Genomic DNA, 23,368 nt, shown 5'->3' with positions numbered 1-23,368 from the left:
CTACCGGATGTGAAAGGCATTCTTAGCCGCCGAGTTTCTTTTCCAGGTAGTGGATGTTGACGCCGCCCTGCTGGAAGGCGCTGTCGCGAACCAGGTCCTTCTGCAGGTCGATGTTGGTCTTGATGCCTTCCACCAGCAGTTCGTCGAGGGCGTTGCGCATGCGCGTCAGGGCGTTGGTGCGGTCGGCGCCCCAGGTGATCAGCTTGCCGATCAGCGAGTCGTAGTAGGGCGGCACGCTGTAGCCGGTATACAGGTGCGAGTCCATGCGCACGCCGAGACCGCCGGGCGCGTGGTAAAGGTCGACCTTGCCCGGGGAGGGCATAAAGGTGCGGGCATCCTCGGCGTTGATCCGGCACTCGAAGGCGTGGCCCTTGACCTCGATGTCCGACTGACGGATCGACAGCGGCTGGCCCGAGGCGATCAGCAGTTGCTGCTTGACGATGTCGACGCCGGTGACCATCTCGGTGACCGGGTGCTCGACCTGCACGCGGGTGTTCATCTCGATGAAGAAGAACTGGCCCTTCTCGTAGAGGAATTCGAAGGTGCCGGCGCCGCGGTAGCCGATCTCGAGACAGGCGTCGGTACACGCCTTGAGCACCTGGGCGCGCGCCTCGGGGTCGATCTGCGGGGCCGGGGCTTCCTCGAGCACCTTCTGGTGACGGCGCTGCAGCGAGCAGTCGCGGTCGTAGAGATGGATGGCGTTGCCCTGGCCGTCGGCGAGCACCTGGACCTCGACGTGGCGCGGTTGCTCGAGGAATTTCTCCATGTACACGGTGCCGTCGCCGAAGGCGTTCTTGGCTTCGGTCTGGGTCACGCTGACCGCGGAGAGCAGGTTGGACTCGGTATGCACCACACGCATGCCGCGCCCGCCGCCGCCGGCCGCCGCCTTGATGATCACCGGGTAGCCGATGCGTCGCGCCGTGGCCAGCATCGCCTCGTCGTCGTCGGGCAGCGGGCCGTCGGAGCCGGGCACGGTGGGCACGCCGGCCTTCTTCATCGCCTCGATGGCGCTGACCTTGTCGCCCATCAGGCGAATGGTCTCGGCGCGCGGGCCGACGAAGACGAAGCCCGAGCGCTCGACCTGTTCGGCGAAGTTGGCGTTCTCGGAGAGAAAGCCGTAGCCGGGATGGATGGCGCTGGCGTCGGTGACCTCGGCGGCGCTGATCAGCGCCGGGATGTTGAGATAGGACTGGGCCGAGGAGGCCGGGCCGATGCACACGGCCTCGTCGGCCAGGCGTACGTGCATCAGTTCACGGTCGGCCTTGGAGTGAACCGCCACGGTGCGGATGCCCAGCTCCTTGCAGGCGCGCAGGATGCGCAGGGCGATCTCGCCGCGGTTGGCGATGAGTACCTTTTCCAACATGATGTGATCCGCCAAGTTGTCGAATGAATCAGGAGATGAGCAGCATCGGCTGGTCGAATTCGACCGGCTCGCCGTCCTCGACCAGGATCGCCTCGATCACGCCGTCCTTGTCGGCCTCGATCTGGTTCATCATCTTCATGGCTTCGACGATACAGATGGTTTCGCCCTTCTTGACGCTCTGGCCGACTTCGACGAACGGCTTGGCGCCGGGGGCCGGGGCACGGTAGAAGGTGCCGACCATCGGCGAGGTCACGGCATGGCCGGTGGGCTGGGCGGGCGCCGGGGCCTCGGCGTCGCTCTCGGCGGGCGCGGCATGGCCGCCGGTCGGGGCGGGATACGCCGCCGGGGCATGGCCCCAGTGGGCCGGCGGCATCGTCGGCTGCGCTGCCGGTGCGCCGTTGGGATGACGGCTGATGCGAACCGATTCCTCGCCTTCCTGAATCTCGATCTCGCTGATGTTGGATTCCTCGAGCAGCTCGATCAGTTTCTTGACCTTGCGAATATCCATGTCGGGTTCTCTCGATGGTGAGTGAGTCTGGGCGTTGGTGAATGCCGGTGCTGGACGAATCGGTGCCGGGCGGTGTGCGCTGGCCGTCCGGCGTCGGCGGCCACGTATCCGGCCAGCGTGTTCGCGGCCACGTTGTAAAGACGGGCGTGGCGATAACGGGATTCGCGAACGGGCAGGGGAGCGGAGGCTTCGACGAACGGGATGGCGGCGCCGCTCAGGGCGATGCGCTCACGCGGCAAGCGCGTGCCGGCGTGCCGATCGGTGGCGTCGCGTGCGATGGAGCCAGGGTCGTCGGGGTCTCGGGGCCCCGGAAGGTCGGGGCCGTGGAGTGCCAGGAGTCGAGCCATGGCGAGGTCCTTGAAAGGCGCTGTTAACCTGTTCGAAATTTGCTCAGATCACCGCAGGTTGTTGCACGATCCCGCATCTGAACGTCAATTAAGCCGGTGTCGGCGGAGTTTGCCGAAAAACGCCGGCCATGTCCAGCCAGCCGTGAACAGCGTTTCTGATCGCCCCGGACGTCACGACGCCGGGGTGGCTTTCGGGGCGGATTCGGCCAGGCGGCGAAGGTGGCGGGAGAGTGCCTCGGCATCGACTTCGCCCTGGATCCTGGCCGATCCGAGTTCCCTGCCGTCGCGGAAGAACAGCAGGCCCGGGGGGCCGAACAGGCCGAAGCGGTCGAGCAGGGCCCGGGTCTCGGGGCCGGTGTCGGTGACGTCGGCGCGAATTCGGTGATAGTCGGCGAGTCGGGCGGCCACGCTCGGGGCCGGGAAGACCTCGCGTTCCATGATCCGGCAGGATATGCACCAGTCGGCGGTGACGTCGACGAAGGCGGGCTGGCCGAGCCTGGCGGCACGGTCGAGTTCGCGCTCGAGGCCGGCGAGATCGGTCACTCGCACGAAGGCCAGGTCGTTGGCGGCGCTCCTCGCGTCGGCGCCATCCTGCCGGGCCAGGGGGCGCAGCGGGTCGCTGCCGCCCTGGGCCGCGCCGAGGATCAGCGCCAGCCCCCAGCCCAGCAGCAACAGGCCGGCCAACTGACGCAGGCGGGGCCAGCCCGGGGGCTGCCCGGGGGGCAGGGCCCCCAGGGCCAGTGCCGTGCCCATGGCCAGCGCGCTCCACAGCAGCAGGGTCAGCGGCCCCGGCAGCAAGCGCTCGACCAGCCAGATTGCCACGCCCAGCAGCAGCAGGCCGAAGGCGGTCTTGATGCCGTTCATCCAGGCACCGGCCCGGGGCAGAAAGGTGCCGCCGAAGGCCCCGACCAGCAACAGCGGCACGCCCATGCCCAGCCCCAGCGCGAGCAACGCCAGGCCGCCCAGCAGGGCATCGCCGGTGGAGGCCATGAAGACCATCGCCCCGGCCAGCGGCGCGGAGACGCAGGGCGAGACCACCACCACCGACAGCGCGCCGGCGAGCGCCAGGCCCAGCGGACCGCTGCGCTGCAGACGCTGCTGCCAGCCGTCGACGCGCTGGGCCAGCCCCGGCGCCAGACGCAGCTCGAAGGTGCCGAACATCGCCAGGGCGAAGAGCACGAACAGCGCGGCGAAGGGCACCAGCACCCAGGGCGATTGCAGGCGGGCCTGCAGATTGAGCCCGGCACCGAACAGGCCCATGAGGACGCCGACCAGGGCGTAGGTCACCGCCATGCCGGCGACATAGCTGCCCGACAGGGCCAGTGCGCGGCCGCGGCTCGCGCCGCGTCCGACGATGATCGCGGCGAGGATCGGCAGCATCGGCAGGACGCAGGGCGTGAAGGTCAGCCCCACGCCGGCGAGGAAGAACAGCCCCAGCACCGTCGGCACCGATGCCTGGCGCAACAGGGCGCTGAAGTGGCCATCCTCGCTGCGGGGGCTGTCGCTGGCGGCAGCGGCCGCTACTCTGGAACGAGAGGCGGCGTCGTTGCTCATCGAGGCGGTGCTGCCGGTCGATGGGGCCGGTTGCGTCGACAGGGGCAGGGTGGCGTCGTCGACCGCCGCGGCGAAGCGGCCCGGGGGCGAGCCGGGGAGCGCCTCGAGGGTGAGCGTCTCCGGCGGGTAGCAGAGCCCGGCGTCGGCGCAGCCCTGGAAGGTGATCCGGGCGGAGACCGCCGTGTCGTCGGCGACATCGCCGTCGAGGGGGATGGCGAGGACCACCTGGTGATAGAAGACGTGGGCATCGCCGAGGTAGTCGTCGTGCTTGAACTTGCCCGCCGGCAGACGTGGTTCGCCGAACGTCACCTCCGGCGTGGCGCTGGCCACGGCGAAACGGTGGCGGTAGAGATAGTAGCCATCGGCGTTGGCAAAGCCCACGTAGAGGGTGTCGTCGTCACGCCAGGCGCTGGCCTGGAAGGCCTGGTGAACCGGCAGAAAGGTCTCGGCGTTGCCAGGCGATGCGTTGTCGTCGAACAAGCCGGCCTGGGCGGGGAGGGCGAGCAGCAGCAAGAGCAGCAGCGAGAGTGACAACGACAACCGATGACGCATCGAACGAGATTCCTCGGGCACGTGCCGCTTGCGAGAGCGAGCGGGGCGTTGAGTGGCTGGCGATGAGCGCCAGACGGAGCATGATAGGATACTCTGCGAGTCGGCCCAATTCTCAATCGTCACGCCCAAGGACGTCTGGACATGGCTTTATTTCGCAACCGCAAGCGTCGCACCGAGGTACTCGAGCGCCCGGAGTACGGCTGGATCTGGAAGCCGCTGCTGGTGCTGGTGGTGCTCTATCTGATCGTCTGTCTGGGGCTGGGGATCTGGTGGAGCCGGCGTCCCGCCGATATCGACATCGCCCAGGTGGTGGCGGTTCAGGAGGCAGGCAACGAAACGGCACCGGCGGCGCGCGGGGCGGTCATGGTCGCGACCCTGGCGGCCACCGTCGAGACGCTGCTCGACAAGCCGGGCGGCTTCCTGCACAACGATGTCTTTCCGCCGGGCGTCTGGCTCGACAACATGCCGAGCTGGGAATACGGCGTGCTGGAGCAGGCGCGAACCCTGACCCGGGCGCTGCCGGCGCTGAATGGTGGGCCGTCGCCGGCGTTGAAGACCATCCAGGCCGAGTTGGGTACCGATAGCGAGGACTGGCTCTACCCGGCGGCGGAGCGCAGCTATGCCAAGGCGTTGGGCGCACTGCAGGGCCTGCAGGGTAACCTGGGTCACGACGGCAGCGGCTTCGTCGCCGAGGGTGACGGGCTGGCCGACTGGCTGCTCCAGGTCTCTCAGCGTTTCCGGCGCGAGACGCAGCACCTGCTGGCCAACGCCGACGATCCCGAAGCGCTGCGGGAACTGGGCGTGGACGAAGACGATCTGCCCGAGTCGACGCCCTGGTTCCGCATCGACGATACCTTCTATGAGGCACGCGGCGAGGCCTGGGCGCTCACCCAACTGCTCAGGGCGGCCCGGCGCGACTATGCCGACCTGTTCGCCAAGGCCGACGCCGACGGCCATCTCGAGCGTCTGATCGCCGAGCTGGAGCTGGCCCAGCGGCGTGTCTGGAGCCCGGTGATCCTCAACGGATCGGGCTTCGGGATCTTCGCCAATCACTCACTGGTGCTCGCCAATCACACCAAGGTCGTCGCCGACCTGTCGCGGGATCTTGCCGGTCAGTTGCGTGGCGTACAGGTGCCATCCACTTCGGCCCCGGCCTCGGCGTCCCCGGCCGATACGGGGCAGGGCAGCGAGCAACCGTCGACCGCAAGCCAGTCTGCCGCCGGCCAGACGGCCGATGGCCAGTCTACCGAGGGTCGGGCGACCGATGGCGAGGCCGGCGAGGGTCAGGCGGCCGATGGCCAGTCCGCCGAGAGTCAGCCCGGGGCGTCGTCGGCCGAATCGGCGGCAGCCGGCCAGGCCGAAGCGGACGAGACGACGCAGGACCAGGCGTCCGCGGACGACTCGGGCGGCCACGCTCAAACGCCCCAAGGCGCCCAGGCGACAGACGCCGCGAGTGACGACGCTCAGGAAGAGGCTGCCGCGTCCCACTGACGCGGCGAGGGACCCCGATACGCAACGGGCCGCCCCGAGGGGCGGCCCGTTGACGTAGGCGGAGTGGCCGGCTTAAAACGTCTTTCACAACCGGTAGGTGGCGTGGGCTTCTCCGGCGGCAGGACGTCGCGAGGGCGCTGTAAACCCCTCCCTGGGCGCTACCTTTGCTATCTGACCGCCATGGATGGCGGGAATGCCGGAATGGAAAGGAACATTTTCCGGCCATGGCAAAGGACCCTCGCTTTGTCCTGCCCCCGGCGCCCATCATCAGAGGGTTCGTAAATGCGTTCTCACTGCTTTTCGTAGGCGGCCACGGCCTTTTCGATCGCCTTGCGGGCGGCATCGGCGTTGTCCCAGGATTCCACCTTGACCCACTTGCCCTTCTCGAGGTCCTTGTAGTTCTCGAAGAAATGGGCGATCTGCTGGCGCAGCAGCTCGGGCAGGTCGGTGACTTCCTCGACCTCGTCATAGAGGGCGGTGAGCTTGCCGTGCGGGACGCAGACCAGCTTGGCGTCTTCGCCGGCCTCGTCGGTCATGTTCAGCACGCCGACCGGACGAGCGCGGATCACGCTGCCGGGCTGCACCGGATGCGGCGTCACCACCAGGGCGTCGAGCGGGTCGCCGTCGTCGGCCAGGGTGTGGGGGATGAAGCCGTAGTTGGCCGGGTAGAACATCGGCGTGGCCATGAATCGATCGACGACCAGCGCATCCATGTCCTTGTCGATCTCGTACTTGATCGGCGCATGGTTGGCCGGGATCTCGATCGCCACGTAGACGTCGTTGGGCAGATCCTTGCCGGCGGGAATCTGGTTGAAGCTCATCGTCGAATCCTTGCGGTTGGCTTGATGAAGGGAAGCTGGCCGGATTATACGAACTGTCCCCGGCGAATGCCATGCCGCGGGCAGCGTCGGTGGCCGGACGGACGACGGCACGAGGTCGGCGAGGCGATCGGGGAAACGCGGCGGGGCGCGCCAGGAGGCCGCCACGTCGGGCTCGACGCGGCGGCCGGGTCGCGAGGTGTCAGAACATATAGTTGATGCTGAAGTAGTGCCCGGGGCCGGACGTGTCCTGATTGACCCCGGAGGCGTCCGAGCCGTCCTCGTAGAAGGCCATGTTGTTGTAGATCTTCAGACCGTAGCCGATGGCGAAGCGCTGGTTGTGATAGTAGATGCCGTTGAACCATTCCAGGCTGTTGCTGCTGCGCCCCGGCTGGCTGCCGACGGTATCGGCGCCGAACTTGTAGTCGAGATAGCCCTGGTAGGCCATGAAGTCGCCGTTGCCGAAGGTGTAGAAGGGCTTGAACCAGTCGGTCGAGGCCATGTAGCCGTCCCAGGAGCCTTCGTCGGGACCGCCATAGTTCTCGCGTACGTAGCGCGCCGTCAGGTTGAGCCCCATGGTGCCGAACCAGGGGACATCGATATCGGAGCCCAGGCCCACGTAGTGTTCCCACAGTCCGCCGGCCGGACCGTTGTCGCCGATGTTGGTGACGGTGGCGATATACCACTCCTGAACCGGGCCCACGGAAAGGTCGTGGCCGGTGATGCCGTCCAGCGAAAAGCGCGGGGCGAGCTTGGCGAAGACGTTGTCGCCTTCCGACTGGTCGTCGCTGCTGTCGTCGAGCACGTCGAAGAAATCGACGTAGCCGTAGAGATCGACGATCCCGGAGCGGCCGCCGAATTCCATCTCGAGGTAGGTGTCCTGTGCGTTGCGGAAGGGGAGCCTGTTGTCCTCGCTGTGCATCAGGTTGAAGCTCAACCACTTGCTGTCGTTGTCGTGCAGGCCGCCGGAGTAATCGGCGGCCATGGCGGTGCCGCTGACCGCCGTGGCGGCGGTGATCAGAAGCGTCGAGGCGATGGTCGTCTTGCTCGTCATCATGAGGTCTCTGTGTCGTTCGTGGCTGTTGTGGGGTTGTTGTGGCGAACGGCAGGTAGCCGGGCGCAGCTTTGTTAATAAAATAACATTTTAAATGTGATTAAAATAACAAACTGGTGTGACTGTCAATAGCGAGCAGAGGCGAGTTTCGCCGAAAAAATCGACTCAACGAGCTGTCCGCCGTGTTTCCAAAAACACAAAAGGGATGAGGTTGTCGGTGGAAACAAAACCCTGAGGGAATGATGACGGGATGCCGACGGGGGCGGCTCCGCGGCGTGGACGCACGCTGCGCTGCGGCGATGGTGGCATGGCCGATGACAGGCGAGCGTGTATGATGGAGCGCCGCGGGAACAGCAAGGAGAATGATCGGTTGGCGGAACAAGCGTTGTCCCTGAGTTACGGTCAGGCCTTCGTGGCCCCGGAGCGGCGGCGTCACCGGAGTTCGATGTCGGTGCTCGTTCCCGAGGACGAGTCGACCCTGGGTAGCAAGGGCGCCTGCGCCCTGATCAGCGATTCCATCTGGCGCAACGCGATCGCCAAGCAGGCCGGCGATCTGAGCGTGCGCGGGTTTCTCACCGACTACTATTCGACCCCCGGGCACTGGGACGTCAAGACCTCGGCGACCCGGGTGCTGCGGGCACTGAACAGCTGGAGCTACAGCCAGAGCAGCTACATCGAGGGCGGCAGCTACGTCAGCTCGCTGTCGGCGATCGTCTTCCGCGGGCGGGACGCCCACGTCTTCCACCTGGGCGATACGCTGGTCTTCCGGCTGCGAGGCGCCGAATTCGAGCAGCTCTCCCGCGATCACATCACCGATCTCGGCGGCTACCGCTATCCCTCGCGTGCGCTGGGCCTCGACGGCAATCTCGACATCGACTATGCCAAGCTGCCCCTCAAGCAGGGCGATCTGTTCCTGTTCACCACGCGTGCGGTTCGCGGGACGCTGATGCCGTCGGACTATGTCCAGTTGATCCGTGCCGACGTCAGCGACCTGGATGCCGCCTGCGAACGCCTGGCCGCCGCCGCCCAGCAGCGCGCGGGGGAGCGGGGCTACGGGGCCGACCAGTTCTGCTTTCAGCTGGTGCGCATCGACCGGCTGTCGGAGAACATCGAGGAACAGCCCGAGCGGGTGTTCGGCCACCTGCCCGTGCCGCCGGAACTCGGCGTCGGCGATCGTCTGGACGGCCTGGAAGTGCTCGAGGTGCTGTCGCGGACCGCCAAGTCGCGGATCTATCGGGTTCGCGACGAGCGCAGCGGGCGCCTCATGGCGCTCAAGACGCCGAGCCCCGAACTGTCGAACCGCAACGTCTACCTCGAGCATTTCCTGCTCGAGCAGTGGGTGGTGGATCGGGTCAACTCCCCGTTCATCGCGCGCATGGTCGAACTGCCGCGCCCCCACCGTTACCTCTACTACCTGACCGAGCCGGTGCACGGCGAGACGCTGAGCGAGTGGGCGCGTCGCCATCCGCAGGCCAGTCTGGCGCAACGGCTCGACATCGCCCGGCAACTGGCCAAGGCGGTCCAGGCGCTGCACCGTCGCGACGTGCTGCACCAGCAGATCCGGCCCGACACCGTGCTGGTCGATTCCCATGGCCAGGTGGTGCTGACCGCCTTCGGCGCCTGCTTCCGTCGCGATGGCGATGAGCACAAGGCCCGCGAGCTGGCGCGGGAGCTGGGGCTCAGCGAGCACAGTGCCCCGGAGTATGCCCTCGATACCGAGGTTGGTCGGCGCAGCGACCAGTATTCGCTGGCCTCGACCATCTACTGGCTGCTCACCGGTCGGGCGCCCTACGCCCAGGCGCCGCACCAGTTGCGCAGCCACACCGGCCTCGAGCAGATGCGCTATCGCAGCGCCCGGCTCGACAATCCGCAAGTGCCTGAGGCGCTCGACGAGGCGCTGCGCCGCGCGCTCGATCCACAGCGTCCGTTGCGTTTTCGCCGCCTGTCGGAGTTTCTGGTCGCGCTGCGCGATCCCCGCCGGCGTCAGGCCGCCGAGGGCAGCGGCAGAGCGCTGCGCGAGCCGGCCAATCTGTGGCAGGGGATTGCCGGGATTCTATTGTTGCTGCTGGTGCTTTCCTGGCTGTTGAAATGATCCGCTACGGGCTACGAGCCAACCGCACCGCAAACCAAGACGCCCCGCTGAGTAGCGGGGCGTCTTGTGACTTGCGGGCGGTCGCTTCGTGGCCGGGCGTTACAGCGTGAATTCGGGCAACTTGCGCGCGACCTTGGCCAGCTTCAGGGCGGCCATCTTGGGCAGCCCGTTCTCGAACGGCGGGAAGTCCTCGCCCTGGATCAGCGGCGACAGATAGCGACGGCAGGCGGGGGTAATGCCGAAGCCGTCCTCGCGGATGAAGTCGCGGGGCATGAACTTTTCCTTGTTGGCGACCTCGGCGAGCGGGGCGGCCTCGATGCGCCATTCGTAGGGATCGTCGCCGACGCGCTTGATCGCCGGCATCATGGCGTTCTTGCCGGCCAGCGCCAGTTCCACGGCCTCCTTGCCCACCGCATAGGCCTGGTCGACGTCGGTCTTCGAGGCCAGGTGACGCGCGGCGCGCTGCAGGTAGTCGGCGACCGCCCAGTGATACTTGTAGCCCAGGTCCTGCTTGACCATGCCGGCCAGGGTGGGGGCCACGCCGCCCAGCTGGCGGTGGCCGAAGGCGTCGGTGTTGCCGGCATCGGCGAGGAAGGTGCCGTCGTCGTAGCGGGCGCCTTCGGAGACCACGATCACGCAATAGCCGTACTGCTTGACCGCCGTCTGCACGCGCTGCATGACCTCGGTACGCCGGAAGGGGATCTCGGGGAAGATCACCAGATGCGGCGGCTCGCCTTCGCCTTCGCCGGCCAGCGCGCCGGCGGCGGCGATCCAGCCGGCGTGACGCCCCATCACCTCGAGCACGAAGACCTTGGTCGAGGTGGCGCACATCGAGGCGATGTCCAGCGCCGTTTCGCGGGTCGAGGTGGCGATGTACTTGGCCACGCTGCCGAAGCCCGGCGAGTTGTCGGTGATCGGCAGGTCGTTGTCGACCGTCTTGGGCACATGGATGGCGGTGAGCGGATAGCCCATCTTCTCGGAGAGCTGCGAGACCTTGAGACAGGTGTCGGCACTATCGCCGCCGCCGTTGTAGAAGAAGTAGCGGATGTCGTGGGCCTTGAAGACCTCGATCAGCCGCTCATACTGGGTGCGGTGGGTCTCGATGTCCTTGAGCTTGTAGCGGCAGGAGCCGAAGGCGCCGCCCGGGGTGTGGCGAAGCGCGGCGATGGCTTCCTCGGATTCCTGGGAAACGTCGATCAGGTCCTCGGTCAGGGCGCCAATGATGCCGTTGTGTCCTGCATACACCTTGCCGATCCGGTCGCTGTGACGGCGGCACGCTTCGACCACGCCGCAGGCGCTGGCGTTGATGACGGCGGTGACGCCACCGGACTGGGCGTAGAAGGCATTGTGCTGGGCCATGGGGCTTCCTTTGCTCCTGCTTTGCGATCGTTGAGCGTTGAAGAGGGGACGACCGTGCATCATAGCCGATAGCGCCGCGTGCTGCACGGCAGCGGGGCGTATGGCGCCTGTCACTGCCGGCATGCTAGGCTCACGCGCCGATGCCCCGCACAGCCCCACGCGAGGCGTCTTCTTCTCTTGGTCGGCGGGAGGCCCCTGATGCACGTGCATATCCTCGGAATCTGCGGCACTTTCATGGGCAGCCTGGCGCTGCTGGCCCGGGAGTGCGGGTTCACGGTCAGCGGTTCCGATGCCAACGTCTACCCGCCGATGAGCACCCAGCTCGAGGCCGCCGGCATCGCGCTCCAGGAGGGGTACGCGGCGGGCAATCTCGAGCCGCGCCCGGACCTGGTGGTGGTCGGCAACGCCCTGTCGCGGGGCAACCCCGAGGTCGAGGCGTTGCTCAATGCGCGCCTGCCGTACGTCTCGGGGCCCCAGTGGCTGGCCGAGCACGTCCTGCCGGGACGGCGTGTGCTGGCCGTGGCGGGCACTCACGGCAAGACCACCACCGCCAGCCTGCTGGCCTGGCTGCTCGAGTCCGCCGGCCTGACGCCGGGCTTCCTGATCGGTGGCGTGCCCCGCAACTTCGGCGTGTCGGCGCGTCTCGGCGAGTCCGCCGCGCCCTTCGTGGTCGAGGCCGACGAATACGATACCGCCTTCTTCGACAAGCGCTCCAAGTTCGTGCATTACCGCCCCGACGTCGCCGTACTCAACAACCTGGAGTTCGATCACGCCGACATCTTCAGTGATCTGGCGGCGATCGAGCGCCAGTTCCATCATCTGGTGCGCACCGTGCCCGGCGACGGCCGCTTGCTGGTCGCCGACGGCGAACCGGCCCTCGATCGCGTCCTGGCGATGGGCTGCTGGAGCACGGTCGAGCGCTTCGGTGCGGCCGACGACAGTGCCTGGCGCCTGGTGCTGGAGCGCGACGACGCGAGTCGCTTTCGGGTGATTCATGGCGCCGAGGATGCGGTGGTCGACTGGCCGTTGACCGGCGAGCACAACGCCCGCAATGCCCTGGCGGCCCTGGCCGCGGCGGCCACCTGCGGGGTCGATCTGGCCCGTGGCTGCGCGGCGCTGGCGCGTTTCCAGTCGCCGCGCCGGCGTCAGGAGGTGCGCGGCGAGGTCGCCGGCATCCAGGTGATCGACGATTTCGCCCACCACCCCACGGCGATCGCCACCACGCTGCGCGGCCTGCGTGCCGCCACGCCGCGGGGGCGGTTGCTGGCGGTGATCGAGCCTCGCTCCAATACCATGCGTCTGGGCACGCTCAAGGCGCGTCTGGGCGAGAGCGTGGCCGCGGCGGATGCGGTCTGGTGGTATCAGCCGCCGGGGCTGGACTGGTCGCTCGACGAGGTGATCGCCGCGTCGCCGGTACCGGCCCGACGTGCCGAGGATATCGAGGCGCTGGTCGAGGCGCTGGTCGACGCGGCGAGGCCCGGTGATCGCCTGGTGGTGATGTCCAACGGCGGCTTCGGCGGCATCCACGAGAAGCTGCTGGCGGCCCTGGAGGCACGTCATGGCTGATCGGGAAGGCACCTTCGAACCGCCGGTGACCGTGGCGCTGACCGGCGCCTCCGGGGCCCAGTATGGCCTGCGCCTGATCGAGTGCCTGACCGCCGCCGGGCATGAAGTGTGGGTGATGGTCTCCAAGGCGGCGCACATGGTGATCGCCACCGAGACCGACGAGCAGCTGCCTGCCCAGCCGGGCCGTCTCGCCGAGGCCCTGATCGCGCGCAGCGGTGCCCGGCCGGGCCAGATCCGCTGCTTCGGCCGCGAGGACTGGCTGGCGCCGGTGGCGTCAGGCTCCGGCGCGCCGAGCGCGATGGTCATCTGCCCGTGTTCCACGGGCACGCTCTCGGCGGTGGCCACCGGGGCCAGCAACAACCTGATCGAACGCGCCGCCGACGTTGCTCTCAAGGAGCGGCGGCAATTGATCCTGGTGCCGCGCGAGGCGCCGCTGTCGGCGGTCCACCTCGAGCACATGCTCGCCTTGAGCCGGCTGGGCGCGGTGGTGCTGCCGGCGGCGCCCGGCTTCTATCATCGGCCGACGAGCGTCGAGGCCCTCGTCGACTTCATCGTCGCGCGGATTCTCAACCAGCTGGGGATCGCGCACACGCTGATGCCGCGCTGGGGCGAATGAGCGGTCGGGCCGGAGCGCGGCCGTCCGAGGCTCGCCGGCTCCGTGCGGCGCCCGCGGTGGGGCCCGTACGTGGGGCGCTCGAGCGTTCATCCGTTAGCAACCGAGACCTGGTGGAGAGTCCTGCATGATCAACCTGTCGCTGTTGTCGGTGTTCGTGCCGACCTTCTTCATGGTGTCGCTGACGCCGGGCATGTGCATGACGCTGTCGATGGTGCTGGGCATGACCGTGGGCGTGCGTCGTGCGCTGTGGATGATGCTCGGCGAGCTCGCCGGTGTCGGGCTGGTGGCGGTCGCCGCGGGTGCCGGCGTGGCCACGTTGATGCTGCGCGAACCGGCGCTGTTCGCGGTGTTCAAGTGGCTGGGCGGGGCCTACCTGGCCTATCTGGGCGTGCAGATGTGGCGCTCCCGCGGGCGCATGGCGATCCCCTCGGAGCCCCGCGAACGGCGCGACGTGTCGCGCTGGCAACTGCTCTCGCAGGGGTTCGTCACCGCGGTGGCCAATCCCAAGGGCTGGGCCTTCTTCATCGCCCTGTTGCCGCCGTTTCTGGATGCCGACTTGCCGCTGGCCGTGCAACTGCTCTGGCTGGTGGGCATCATCCTGTCGATCGAGCTTTGCTGCCTGCTGCTCTACGCCACCGGCGGGCGCACGGCGAGCCATCTGCTCAGCCGCAGCGGCAACGTGCGCCTGCTCAATCGCATCGCCGGGACCCTGATGATCGGCGTGGGCGCCTGGCTGGCGCTGGGCTGAGGCGACGATCCGCCTCAGGCATGGGGCAGCCACAAGAGTCGCGCCGTCAGCAGCGCCAGCGAGGCGAGCAGCAGGCTCGCCCAGGGCGGGCGGGGTGGCGTGATCGTGGCGAAACGGTGGTAGCTCAGGCGCACCACGGCGCACAGGGTCAGTCCGAGCAGGGCACCGCCGACCAGGTCGCTCAGCCAGTGCACGCCGATCACCAGCCGTGACAGGGCCATGGGCACGCAGATCAGGATGGCCGTCCAGTACGCCGGTGCGCGATAACGCCGGGGCAGGGCGTCGGCGACGAAGGCTGCCGCCAGGCCGTAGAGGACCACGGCCGTCGAGGTATGGGCGCTGGGGTAGGAGAAGGAGCCGCTGAGGTAGTCGGGAACGTCGGGGCGAGCGCGTCCGGCGAGATGCTTGAACAGGGTATTGACCAGCGCGATGCCGCCCAGGGCGCCGATGACGTGCAGACCCAGGGCGTAGAGGCGCCGGCGGGCCATCCAGAGCAGCCAGGGCGCGACCAGGGCGATGACGCCATAGGCATCGCCGACCTTGGCCAGGCCCTCGGCGAGCCGGGTCAGCCAGGGCGAATCCAGCGTGTTCAGCAGGCCCTGCAGCTGATGATCCATGGGCAGCGGGCCATTCTGGTCGAGCACCCACAGCGTCCAGCCCGACAGCCCGGCGAGGCTCGTCAGCAGCAGGACCAGCGAGGCCAGCGGCAGGGCGGCCTCGGTACGCGAGGCGGTCAGCGCCTGCCACAGGCGACGACCCCGCGGGTGGCGACTGGCCAGCGCCGCCAGCTTGCGATGCAGCCAGCCCTCGTGGGCCAGCTGCTGGCGCACCAGCGAGAAGGCCACCACCAGGGCCACCACCAGCAGGCCGAGCAGGATCAGCCAGCGGCGGCCGTCGGCGGGCAGGTACAGCAGGTGTTGCCAGGTTCGACCCAGCAGGTAGCCGGGCAGCACGTAGGCGGGCGCCCAGAGAATCGCCGAGCCCAGGTTGGACCACAGGAAGGTGCTCGGACGCATGTGCATCATGCCGGCGATCAGCGGCACGATGGGGCGTACCGGACCGACGAAGCGGCCGATCAGCACCGACATCACCCCGTAACGCTGGAAGAACTGCGCGCCGCGCGACAGCCACTGCGGATGGTTGCGGAACGGCCACAGCACGGGCACGCGCTGGCGCTGATGGTAGCCGAGCAGGAAGCTGGCGCCATCGCCGATCACCGCGCCGATGCCCGCGCCCAGCAGCAGCAGCGTGAGCGACAGGTCGTGGTGGCCGGCCAGCGAGGCGGCGGCGGTGATCAGCACCACGCCGGGTACCACCAGGCCGATCACCGCCAGGGATTCGATCAGCGAGACGAGGGCGACGATCAGGTACAGCCAGCTGGGTGAAGGCGTCAGGGCGGTCATCCAGTCGGTAGCGGTCAAGGCGTGGGCTCCATCAGTTTCAGGCCGGTGGTCATCAGGCGTTGTTCGAAGTGTTCCGGCGTTTCGCCGGGCAGCAGGGGGCAGCTACGGATGCGCGACTGGATGGGGCCGGTCTCGGCGAATACCTCGCGGCTCAGGGCGTGGAGTAGCCGCTCGCGCACGATCAGCGTACCCGCCTCGCCGGTATCCGGCAGCAGCAGCCAGAACAGCGAGGTCTGCGCGCGGCCCAGCAGGTCGTGCTGGCGGCAGTTGGCCTGGATGGTCAGGCAGGCGCGGGTGAGCAGGGCATGCAGCAGCGCGCCGCCGAACTGTTCGTCGGCCATTTCCAGTTGCGGCAGGTGGATCACCAGTACCTCGAGGGGGCATTTCAGTGCCCGGCTGCGCTCGACCTCCGCTGCCAGGCGGCTGTGCAATGCCTGCCGGGAGAGCGCCTGGCACTGGGGATCGCGGGTCTCGCCGGCGCGCAGGTGCCAATGGCGCGAGTGAATCAGCCAGGCGGGCAGGGCGGTCAGCCCGACCAGGGCAAGGTAGACCAGGGTGGCATGCCACAGTGGCAGTGCCGAGACGATCAGCAGCAGCCAGACCGGGGCCAGGAAGAGATTGAGCAGCAGGGCCGGGGCCAGCGGCAGCAGCAGGAAGGTCGCCACCGGCGGTGCCCCCAGCCAGATCAGCGAGTGGGTCTCGTGGCGGGCGAGATCCACGGCGATCAGCAGATAGCAGCTGATCAACGCCGAGTAGGTCAGCAGGCGCCGGAAACCGGGGTTGACCAGGCGCACGAACAGCGCGCCGGCTAGCAGCATGGCGAGCAGCGCCGGCAGCAGGATGTCGTCGTAGTGCCCCATCAGGTAGTGCCACAGGGCGTGCCCGGCGATCAGCAGCAGGGCGCTGAGGTAGACGATGAAGAAAAGCCGGTCGTGCCAACGGGAATTCGCAAGCGCCATTCAGGCCGTCTCCTCGAGGGTCACCAGGGCGCGTTGCTGGCCGGCCAGGGCTTCCAGCTGAGCGTTCAGCGAAACGCCCGGCACCAGCGACACGCAGCGGGTACGCACGCCCGGCGGAAGCGCGGCGAGCAGGGCGCCGCGACGTGACTGAACCTCGCCGGCATCACGACTGATCAGCAGCAGCGCCAGGGTCGCCCGGTCGATCCGGTAGCCATGTTCGTAACGGCGCGTCTGACCGACCAGCGCCCGCGCCACGCCGCGCTGGCGTGACGGCGGGGTGCGCAGGAGCACGAGCATGCCGTGGGAGCCCTCGCGCTGGGTGCGCACGGTTTCCAGGGCGAGGTCGTGGTCGAGCTGACGCCGCGAATGCAGGTCGAGGCCGGACAACTGCGCGCCGGGGCTGCCCTCGTCGCGCCACAGCCCGCGCAGGCTCAGGCCGTGAGCGACCCCCAGCAGTCCCAGGGTGGCCAGCAGCAGCCCGGCGAGCAGCGCTTCCTCGACGCCCAGCAGACTGTGAACGTGCCAGAAGCTGAGTGCCGCCAGGCCGACGTTGAGCCAGCGCAGGACCCCGTGCTGGGGCAGGGCCAGCACCGCCGCCCAGGCCCACAGCCACAGCAGATAGCGTTGCGGGGCCGTGAACAGGGCCAGGGTGATCAGCCCCCCGAGCAGCAAGGGCAGGCCGGCGCGCGGCAGCCGGTGGCGGCGCTGGCCGAGATACAGGTCGGCCACCAGCAGCAGCGCACCGAGTGCCAGGCCGACACGCAGCGTCGTGCTCTCGGCGTCGGCGGCCAGCAGCAACAAAACGGCGGCGGTCGCCCAGGGCATCAGTCGGTAGGGTCCCGCTTTGAACTTGCGCTCCATGGTGGCTTAGTATTGATCTCCGTTTCGAATAGCCGACACTGTACGATACCCGCCCCCTCGGCGACGACTCGTATCGCGCGATTCCTCATCAAGTCAGTACCTTCGCCGCGATACGCGCTGCGCGACACGGCGACCGATTATGGAGAGATTTCCGGGCATGTCACGACATACAGCGATCACCGACGTGGACTCCTACATGTGTCAGCTCGGCGTGGCCGCTCGCCAGGCCAGCGCCGGGCTGCGCCGCGCGCCGACCGCGGCGAAGAACGCCGCCCTGCTGGCCATGGCCCGCCACGTCGAGGCGTCGCGGGAATCCCTGCTGGCGGCCAACGCCCGGGATCTCGAGCGCGGCCGGGCCGCGGGACTGGACGCGGCGCTGCTCGATCGCCTGGCGCTCAGCGAATCGCGCCTGGCCGGCATGGTCGACGGGCTCCGACAGGTCGCCGCGCTGCCCGACCCGGTGGGCGAGATCGATGGCCTGCGCGCGCGTCCCAGTGGCATCCAGGTCGGCCAGATGCGGGTGCCGCTGGGCGTGATCGGGATCATCTACGAGTCGCGGCCCAACGTGACGATGGAGGCCGCCAGCCTGTGCCTTAAGTCCGGCAATGCCTGCATCCTGCGCGGCGGTTCCGAGGCCAGCGAGAGCAACGCGGCGATCGCCGAGTGCATCGCCGCCGGGCTGGCCGAGGCGGGGCTGCCCGAGGCCGCCGTCCAGGTGGTGGCGACCACCGATCGCGCCGCGGTGGGCCGGTTGATCGCCATGCCCGAGTACGTCGACGTGATCATTCCGCGCGGCGGCAAGTCGCTGATCGAACGCATCTCCCGCGAGGCGCGGGTGCCGGTGATCAAGCACCTCGACGGGGTCTGCCACGTCTATGTCGATGCCACCGCCGACCTGGCCAAGGCACTGGCGATCGCGGTCAATGCCAAGACGCAGCGTTACGGCACCTGCAACACCCTGGAAACGCTGCTGATCGACGCGCCGGTGGCCGATGCGCTGCTGCCGCAACTGGCGGCGGCCTATGCCGAGCATGGTGTCGAGCTGCGCGGTTGCCCGCGTACCCGTGAACGGCTCCCCGACGTGGCGCCCGCCACCGAGGCCGACTGGCAGGCCGAGTATCTGGCGCCGGTGCTGGCGATCCGCGTGGTCGAGGGCATCGACGAGGCGATGGCCCATATCGAGACCTATGGTTCGCACCACACCGACGCCATCGTCAGCGAGTCCTATTCGCTGACCCGGCGCTTTCTCACCGAGGTCGACTCCAGTTCGGTGATGGTCAATGCCTCGACGCGTTTCGCCGACGGCTTCGAGTACGGGCTGGGGGCGGAGATCGGCATCTCCACCGACAAGCTGCACGCCCGCGGCCCGGTGGGTCTCGAGGGGCTGACCACGCGCAAGTACGTGGTGCTCGGCGATGGCCAGATCCGTGAGTGATCCGGCCGACCCGGCACCCCGTATCGCCATGCTGGGCGGGACCTTCGACCCCGTGCATCTCGGTCACCTGCGCAGCGCCGTGGAACTCCACGAGGCGCTGGCGCTCGATCGGGTGCATCTGGTGCCGGCCCATGTCCCGCCGCATCGCGAGGCGCCGGGTATCGATGCCGAACAGCGTCTGGCCATGCTCGACGCGGGCATCGGTGCCACGCCGGGGCTGGTCGCCGACGACCGCGAGCTGCACCGCCAGGGCCCCTCCTACAGCAGCGACACCCTGGCCTCGCTGCGCCGCGACTACGGCGACGCGGCACGGCTGGTGATGGCGATCGGCTTCGACGCCTTTCTCAAGCTCCACCATTGGCATGCCCCCGGGCGGCTGTTCGAGCTGGCTCACGTGGTGGTGATCGATCGCCCCGGCCACCGGGAGCCCCTGCCCGAGGCGCTGGAGGCGCTGGTCGCCGAGCGTCGTGTGGCCGACGCCGAGACGCTGTTCCGGCGGCCGGCCGGCGGGCTTCTGCACCTGCGCCTGCCCAGTCGCATGGCGATCTCGGCGACCGACCTGCGTGCGCGGCTCGCCGAGGGGCGCAGTGTGCGCTACCTGCTGCCCGAGGCGGTCGAGGCCTACATTCATTCACATCATCTTTACCGATAGCGGGAACTGTCGGGGTAGAATGGAGTCTGACCCGACTGTTGCCGACGAGGAGCTATGCAGATCGACGCATTGAAGACACTGGCGGTGGACGCCCTTGAGGAGCTCAAGGGCCAGGACATCGCCGCACTCGACGTCTCGGCGCTGACCAGCGTCACCGACGTCATGCTGGTGGCCAGCGGGACCTCTTCCCGACACGTTTCCGCGCTGGCCGACAACGTGGTCGAGCGGGCGAAGGAAGCGGGCGTCCGTGCGCTGGGGGTCGAGGGCAAGAGCGGCTCCGAATGGGTGCTGATCGACCTGGGCGACGTGGTGGTTCACGTGATGATGCCCGAGACCCGCCGCCTCTACGATCTGGAGCGGCTCTGGGCCGACATGCCCGCGGATGGCGAGGAGGAGGTCCGCGGGGGCCGGGCGTGAAGGTACGCCTGGTCGCGGTGGGCACCCGGATGCCCGACTGGGTCGAGCGCGGCGTCGAGGAGTATCGCAAGCGGTTGCCCCGTGACTTCGCCCTCGAGATCGTCGAGATCGCTCCCGGCGCGCGCGGCAAGAATGCCGATGTGGCGCGTGCCGTGGCCCTGGAGGGGCAGCGCATGCGCGATCGCCTGCGCGGCGACGAACTGTGCGTGGCCCTCGAGGTGGGCGGTCAGGCGTGGTCGACCGAGCGGCTCGCCCGCGAGGCCGATCAGTGGCGTCACTCGGGACGCGACGTGGCACTGCTGGTCGGCGGCCCGGAAGGGCTCGATCCGGGGCTGTCGGCCGGCGCCGAGCGGCGCTGGTCGCTGTCGCCGCTGACCCTGCCGCATCCCATGGTGCGTCTGATCCTCGCCGAGCAGCTCTATCGCGCCTGGACCTTGCTGGTCGGCCATCCTTATCACCGTTGACGACGTTCCCGATGCCCCGACACCCCCTCGCGCCCGGCCCGGCCCAGTTTCCCGATGCGTAAGCCCCGCGATACCCTGAAGAATCCCGAGCAGGAGGTGCGGTTGTTTCGCAACCGTTCGCTGCTCGCGGCCTTGCTGGTGATCCTGATGTCGGGCGCGCTGGTCGCCCGGCTGGTCTATCTGCAGGTGTTCCAGCACGAGGTCTACACCACCCGCTCCGAGAACAATCGCGTGCGCGTCGAGCCCCTGCCGCCGACCCGCGGGTTGATCTACGACCGCAACGGCCGGCTGGTGGCGGAGAACCGGCCGACCTACAACCTGACCATCGTTCCCGAGCGGGTCGACGATCTGGATGCCACCCTGGACCTGCTGGTCGACATCCTCGACCTGCCGGCCAAGGAGGCGAGCGTCTTCCGCGAGCGCGCCTATCAGCGTCAGCGGCCCTATCAGCCGGCGCTGCTGATGAGCGAGCTCAACGAAAAGCAGATCGCGCGGCTGGCGGTCAACCGCTACCGTCTGCCCGGGGTCGAGGTCGAGGCGCAACTGCTGCGCTACTACCCGGATCCACTGATCATGTCGCATGTCATCGGCTACGTGGGGCGCATCAACGCCGAGGAGCTGGCCGATCTGGATCGCGGCGAGTATTCGGGGACGCACTTCATCGGCAAGACCGGCGTCGAGAAGCAGTACGAGTCGGTGCTGCACGGCAAGGCCGGCCTGCGTCAGGTCGAGACCAACGCCCGCGGGCGGGTCCTCAAGGAGCTCGGGCGTACCGATCCGGCGCCGGGGAAGGACATCACCCTGACCATCGACGAGCGCCTCCAGCAGCTGGCCTACGACCTGCTCGACGACCGCCGCGGGGCGATCGTCGCCATCCAGCCGAAGACCGGCGACATCCTTGCCATGGCCTCGTCGCCGGGGTTCGACTCCAACCTGTTCGTCACCGGGATCAGCTACGACGACTACAAGGGGCTGCGCGACGACCACGACCTGCCACTCTACAACCGGGCGATCCGCGGCCAGTATCCGCCGGCCTCGACGGTCAAGCCCTACATGGCCCTGGCCGGGCTCTACAACCACGTGATCACCCCGGAAAAGACCATCTACGATCCCGGCTACTACAAGCTGCCGGATCATGACCGGCGTTATCACAACTGGCTGCGCTGGGGCCACGGTCGGGTCGACATGCACCGTGCCATCGAGGTCTCCAACGACACCTACTTCTTCACGCTCGCCCACGAGCTGGGGATCGACCGGTTGTCCGATTTCATGCACCGCTTCGGCTTCGGCGAGGACACCAGCTACGACGTCTACGGCGCCTCGAGCGGTCTGATGCCCTCCCGCGAGTGGAAACGCGAGCGCCGCGGGCAGGTCTGGTTCCCCGGCGAGACCCTGTCGGTGGGGATCGGCCAGGGCTACTGGCTGGCCACCCCGCTGCAGATGGCCACCGCGGTATCGGTGCTCGCCAACCGCGGCCACTGGGTGACACCGCACCTGGCCAAGCGTATCGGCGACGAGACGGTCGACCCGCCGCCGGCCAAGGAGGACATCGAGCTCGATGACGGCTGGTGGACGCTGGTGCGCAACGCCATGGGCGACGTGATGAGCGGCAGCGAGGGCACGGCGCGGCGCGTGGGGGCCGGGCTCGAGTACCGCATGGCCGGCAAGTCGGGCACGGCCCAGGTCTTCACCCTCGACAACGACGAACGCTACAACGCCGACGAGCTCGAGGAACGCTTGCACGACCACGCCCTGTTCACCGCCTTCGCGCCGATCGACGACCCGCAGATCGCCGTCGCCGTGGTGATCGAGAACGCCGGCGGGGGCAGTTCCCATGCCGCGCCGCTGGCGCGCGAGATCACCGATGCCTGGCTGCTGCCCGACGATGACGCGCTCGACGAGGCGGCCGCCGAAATTCGCCAGCGAGGATCGCATGCGACTCCGTGACACCGCCATGCTCCACTACCCGCGCAACGCCAGTGTCCGGCGGCGCAGCACGCTGTGGACGCGCATTCACATCGATCCCTGGCTGTGCGGCATTCTGCTGGTGCTGCTGGGGGCGGGACTGGTGGTGCTCTACAGTGCCAGCGGCCAGCGGCTGGCGGTCGTCGAGGCGCAGGCGCTGCGCCTGGGCGTCGCGTTGACGGTGATGGTGGTACTGGCCCAGCTGTCGCCCAAGACCCTCTGCCGCTGGTCGCCGGTGCTCTACGGGGCGGGGCTGGCGATGCTGATCGCCGTCGAGGTGATGGGCGACATCGGCATGGGCGCCCAGCGCTGGCTGGTGATTCCCGGGGTGATCCGCTTCCAGCCGTCCGAACTGATGAAGCTGGCGATGCCGATGATGGTCGCCGCCTACCTGCAGCGCCAGGCGCTGCCGCCCCGGGTGCGCGACATCCTGGTGTGTGCCGTGATCATGGCCGTGCCGGTGGTGCTGATCGCCAAGCAGCCGGACCTGGGCACGTCGCTGCTGGTGGCCTGTGCCGGGGTGTTCGTGGTGCTGCTGGCCGGGCTCTCCTGGCGCCTGATCGCCTTTCTGGTCGTGCTGGCCGCGGCGGCGATGCCGCTTTTGTGGTTCAACATGCACGATTACCAGCGTCAGCGCGTACTGACCTTTCTCAACCCGGAAAGCGACCCGCTGGGCGCGGGCTGGAACATCATCCAGTCGACCACGGCCATCGGCAGCGGGGGCGTCTTCGGCAAGGGCTGGACCCAGGGCACCCAGTCGCAGCTGGAATTCCTGCCCGAGCGACACACCGACTTCATCGTCGCGGTGCTCGGCGAGGAGTTCGGGCTGATCGGCATGCTGGTGGTGCTGACGCTCTATCTGCTGATCATCGGCCGCGGTCTGCTGATGGCCAATGGCGCTCACGACACCTATGGTCGGCTGGTGGGCGGCAGCATCGTCCTGACCTTTTTCATCTACGTGTTCGTCAACATCGGCATGGTCAGCGGCATCCTGCCGATCGTCGGCGTGCCGCTGCCGCTGGTCAGCTACGGCGGGACCTCCAGCGTGACGTTGCTGGCCGGTTTCGGTATTCTCATGGCGATTCACAGCCACCGGCGTCTGCTGCCGCGCTAGCCGCTGCGGAGCGAAACAGGGAGTTGAAGA

20 protein-coding genes are annotated in these 23,368 nt (G+C 68.3%); 11 read left to right on the top strand and 9 right to left on the bottom strand.

The window, feature by feature from the left end:
- Positions 1-22: 22 nt before the first annotated feature.
- The 3 genes from accC to dsbD form a co-directional block, all read right to left on the bottom strand.
- On the bottom strand, positions 23-1,363 hold the full coding sequence (accC, locus tag D0901_RS02765) for an acetyl-CoA carboxylase biotin carboxylase subunit (RefSeq protein ID WP_129138759.1): 1,341 nt from the start codon (positions 1,361-1,363) through the stop codon (positions 23-25).
- A gap of 28 nt (positions 1,364-1,391) precedes the next feature.
- Positions 1,392-1,871 carry an acetyl-CoA carboxylase biotin carboxyl carrier protein gene (gene accB / locus D0901_RS02760; protein WP_129138758.1) on the bottom strand — a complete coding sequence of 160 codons (480 nt, stop codon included), beginning with the start codon at positions 1,869-1,871 and terminating at the stop codon, positions 1,392-1,394.
- Positions 1,872-2,389: 518 nt separating this feature from the next.
- Complete coding sequence (dsbD, locus tag D0901_RS02755) at positions 2,390-4,324, bottom strand: protein-disulfide reductase DsbD (RefSeq protein WP_129138757.1); 1,935 nt, start codon at positions 4,322-4,324, stop codon at positions 2,390-2,392.
- Between the two features lie 141 nt (positions 4,325-4,465).
- On the opposite strand from dsbD, the gene D0901_RS02750 reads away from it, so the two are divergent.
- Positions 4,466-5,815 (top strand): DUF2333 family protein, encoded by a 1,350-nt coding sequence (locus D0901_RS02750; protein ID WP_203234780.1) that lies wholly within the window; start codon positions 4,466-4,468, stop codon positions 5,813-5,815.
- A 290-nt stretch (positions 5,816-6,105) separates the two neighbouring features.
- Here D0901_RS02750 and ppa read toward each other — a convergent pair whose 3' ends face one another.
- Positions 6,106-6,636, bottom strand: a complete 531-nt coding sequence (gene ppa / locus D0901_RS02745; protein ID WP_129138756.1) for an inorganic diphosphatase — start codon at positions 6,634-6,636, stop codon at positions 6,106-6,108.
- A gap of 199 nt (positions 6,637-6,835) precedes the next feature.
- Positions 6,836-7,687, bottom strand: a complete 852-nt coding sequence (locus tag D0901_RS02740; RefSeq protein ID WP_233440334.1) for an outer membrane protein OmpK — start codon at positions 7,685-7,687, stop codon at positions 6,836-6,838.
- 370 nt (positions 7,688-8,057) lie between these two features.
- Here D0901_RS02740 and D0901_RS02735 point away from each other — a divergent pair, with 370 nt between their 5' ends.
- Complete coding sequence (locus tag D0901_RS02735; RefSeq protein WP_129138754.1) at positions 8,058-9,779, top strand: bifunctional protein-serine/threonine kinase/phosphatase; 1,722 nt, start codon at positions 8,058-8,060, stop codon at positions 9,777-9,779.
- Between the two features lie 99 nt (positions 9,780-9,878).
- Here D0901_RS02735 and D0901_RS02730 read toward each other — a convergent pair whose 3' ends face one another.
- Positions 9,879-11,138 (bottom strand): 6-phosphofructokinase, encoded by a 1,260-nt coding sequence (locus D0901_RS02730; RefSeq protein ID WP_129138753.1) that lies wholly within the window; start codon positions 11,136-11,138, stop codon positions 9,879-9,881.
- Positions 11,139-11,336: 198 nt separating this feature from the next.
- Between D0901_RS02730 and mpl the strand changes: the two genes are divergently transcribed.
- The 3 genes from mpl (at position 11,337) to D0901_RS02715 (ending at position 14,068) form a co-directional block, all read left to right on the top strand.
- Positions 11,337-12,704, top strand: coding sequence for a UDP-N-acetylmuramate:L-alanyl-gamma-D-glutamyl-meso-diaminopimelate ligase (mpl, locus tag D0901_RS02725; protein WP_129138752.1), 1,368 nt, complete (start codon positions 11,337-11,339; stop codon positions 12,702-12,704).
- Positions 12,697-13,320 (top strand): flavin prenyltransferase UbiX, encoded by a 624-nt coding sequence (locus D0901_RS02720; protein ID WP_129138751.1) that lies wholly within the window; start codon positions 12,697-12,699, stop codon positions 13,318-13,320. Before mpl ends, D0901_RS02720 begins: the two co-directional genes overlap by 8 nt.
- 124 nt (positions 13,321-13,444) lie before the next feature.
- Positions 13,445-14,068 (top strand): LysE family translocator, encoded by a 624-nt coding sequence (locus D0901_RS02715; RefSeq protein ID WP_203234779.1) that lies wholly within the window; start codon positions 13,445-13,447, stop codon positions 14,066-14,068.
- A 14-nt stretch (positions 14,069-14,082) separates the two neighbouring features.
- On the opposite strand, the gene D0901_RS02710 is transcribed toward D0901_RS02715, so the two are convergent.
- The 3 genes from D0901_RS02710 to D0901_RS02700 are packed head-to-tail and all read right to left on the bottom strand — an operon-like array spanning position 14,083 to position 17,255.
- Positions 14,083-15,489, bottom strand: coding sequence for a bifunctional DedA family/phosphatase PAP2 family protein (locus D0901_RS02710; protein ID WP_129138750.1), 1,407 nt, complete (start codon positions 15,487-15,489; stop codon positions 14,083-14,085).
- Positions 15,486-16,430 carry a diguanylate cyclase domain-containing protein gene (locus D0901_RS02705; protein ID WP_129138749.1) on the bottom strand — a complete coding sequence of 315 codons (945 nt, stop codon included), beginning with the start codon at positions 16,428-16,430 and terminating at the stop codon, positions 15,486-15,488. Before D0901_RS02705 ends, D0901_RS02710 begins: the two co-directional genes overlap by 4 nt.
- Positions 16,431-17,255: a hypothetical protein gene (locus tag D0901_RS02700; RefSeq protein WP_129138748.1), complete on the bottom strand. Its 825-nt coding sequence runs from the start codon at positions 17,253-17,255 to the stop codon at positions 16,431-16,433.
- 193 nt (positions 17,256-17,448) lie between these two features.
- On the opposite strand from D0901_RS02700, the gene D0901_RS02695 reads away from it, so the two are divergent.
- From D0901_RS02695 to rodA, 6 genes are read left to right on the top strand one after another with little or no spacing between them, the layout of a single operon-like run.
- On the top strand, positions 17,449-18,726 hold the full coding sequence (locus tag D0901_RS02695) for a glutamate-5-semialdehyde dehydrogenase (RefSeq protein ID WP_129138747.1): 1,278 nt from the start codon (positions 17,449-17,451) through the stop codon (positions 18,724-18,726).
- Positions 18,707-19,378: a nicotinate-nucleotide adenylyltransferase gene (gene nadD, locus D0901_RS02690; protein ID WP_129138746.1), complete on the top strand. Its 672-nt coding sequence runs from the start codon at positions 18,707-18,709 to the stop codon at positions 19,376-19,378. Before D0901_RS02695 ends, nadD begins: the two co-directional genes overlap by 20 nt.
- A gap of 54 nt (positions 19,379-19,432) precedes the next feature.
- Positions 19,433-19,795 (top strand): ribosome silencing factor, encoded by a 363-nt coding sequence (gene rsfS, locus D0901_RS02685; protein ID WP_129138745.1) that lies wholly within the window; start codon positions 19,433-19,435, stop codon positions 19,793-19,795.
- Complete coding sequence (rlmH, locus tag D0901_RS02680; RefSeq protein WP_129138744.1) at positions 19,792-20,259, top strand: 23S rRNA (pseudouridine(1915)-N(3))-methyltransferase RlmH; 468 nt, start codon at positions 19,792-19,794, stop codon at positions 20,257-20,259. The genes rsfS and rlmH overlap by 4 nt, the downstream gene beginning before the upstream one ends.
- Positions 20,260-20,313: 54 nt before the next feature.
- Entirely contained in the window at positions 20,314-22,206 is a 1,893-nt protein-coding gene (gene mrdA / locus D0901_RS02675; protein WP_129138743.1) for a penicillin-binding protein 2, read from the top strand.
- A complete protein-coding gene (gene rodA / locus D0901_RS02670; RefSeq protein WP_129138742.1) occupies positions 22,193-23,338 on the top strand; it encodes a rod shape-determining protein RodA in 1,146 nt (381 codons plus the stop codon). Before mrdA ends, rodA begins: the two co-directional genes overlap by 14 nt.
- Positions 23,339-23,368 lie beyond the last annotated feature (30 nt).

The sequence above is a fragment of the Modicisalibacter coralii genome (assembly GCF_004117855.1).
In the GTDB taxonomy this organism is placed as follows: Bacteria; Pseudomonadota; Gammaproteobacteria; order Pseudomonadales; family Halomonadaceae; genus Modicisalibacter; species Modicisalibacter coralii.
Note: the sequence above shows the minus strand (reverse complement) of the source record. Positions and strands in the feature narration are given on the sequence as shown.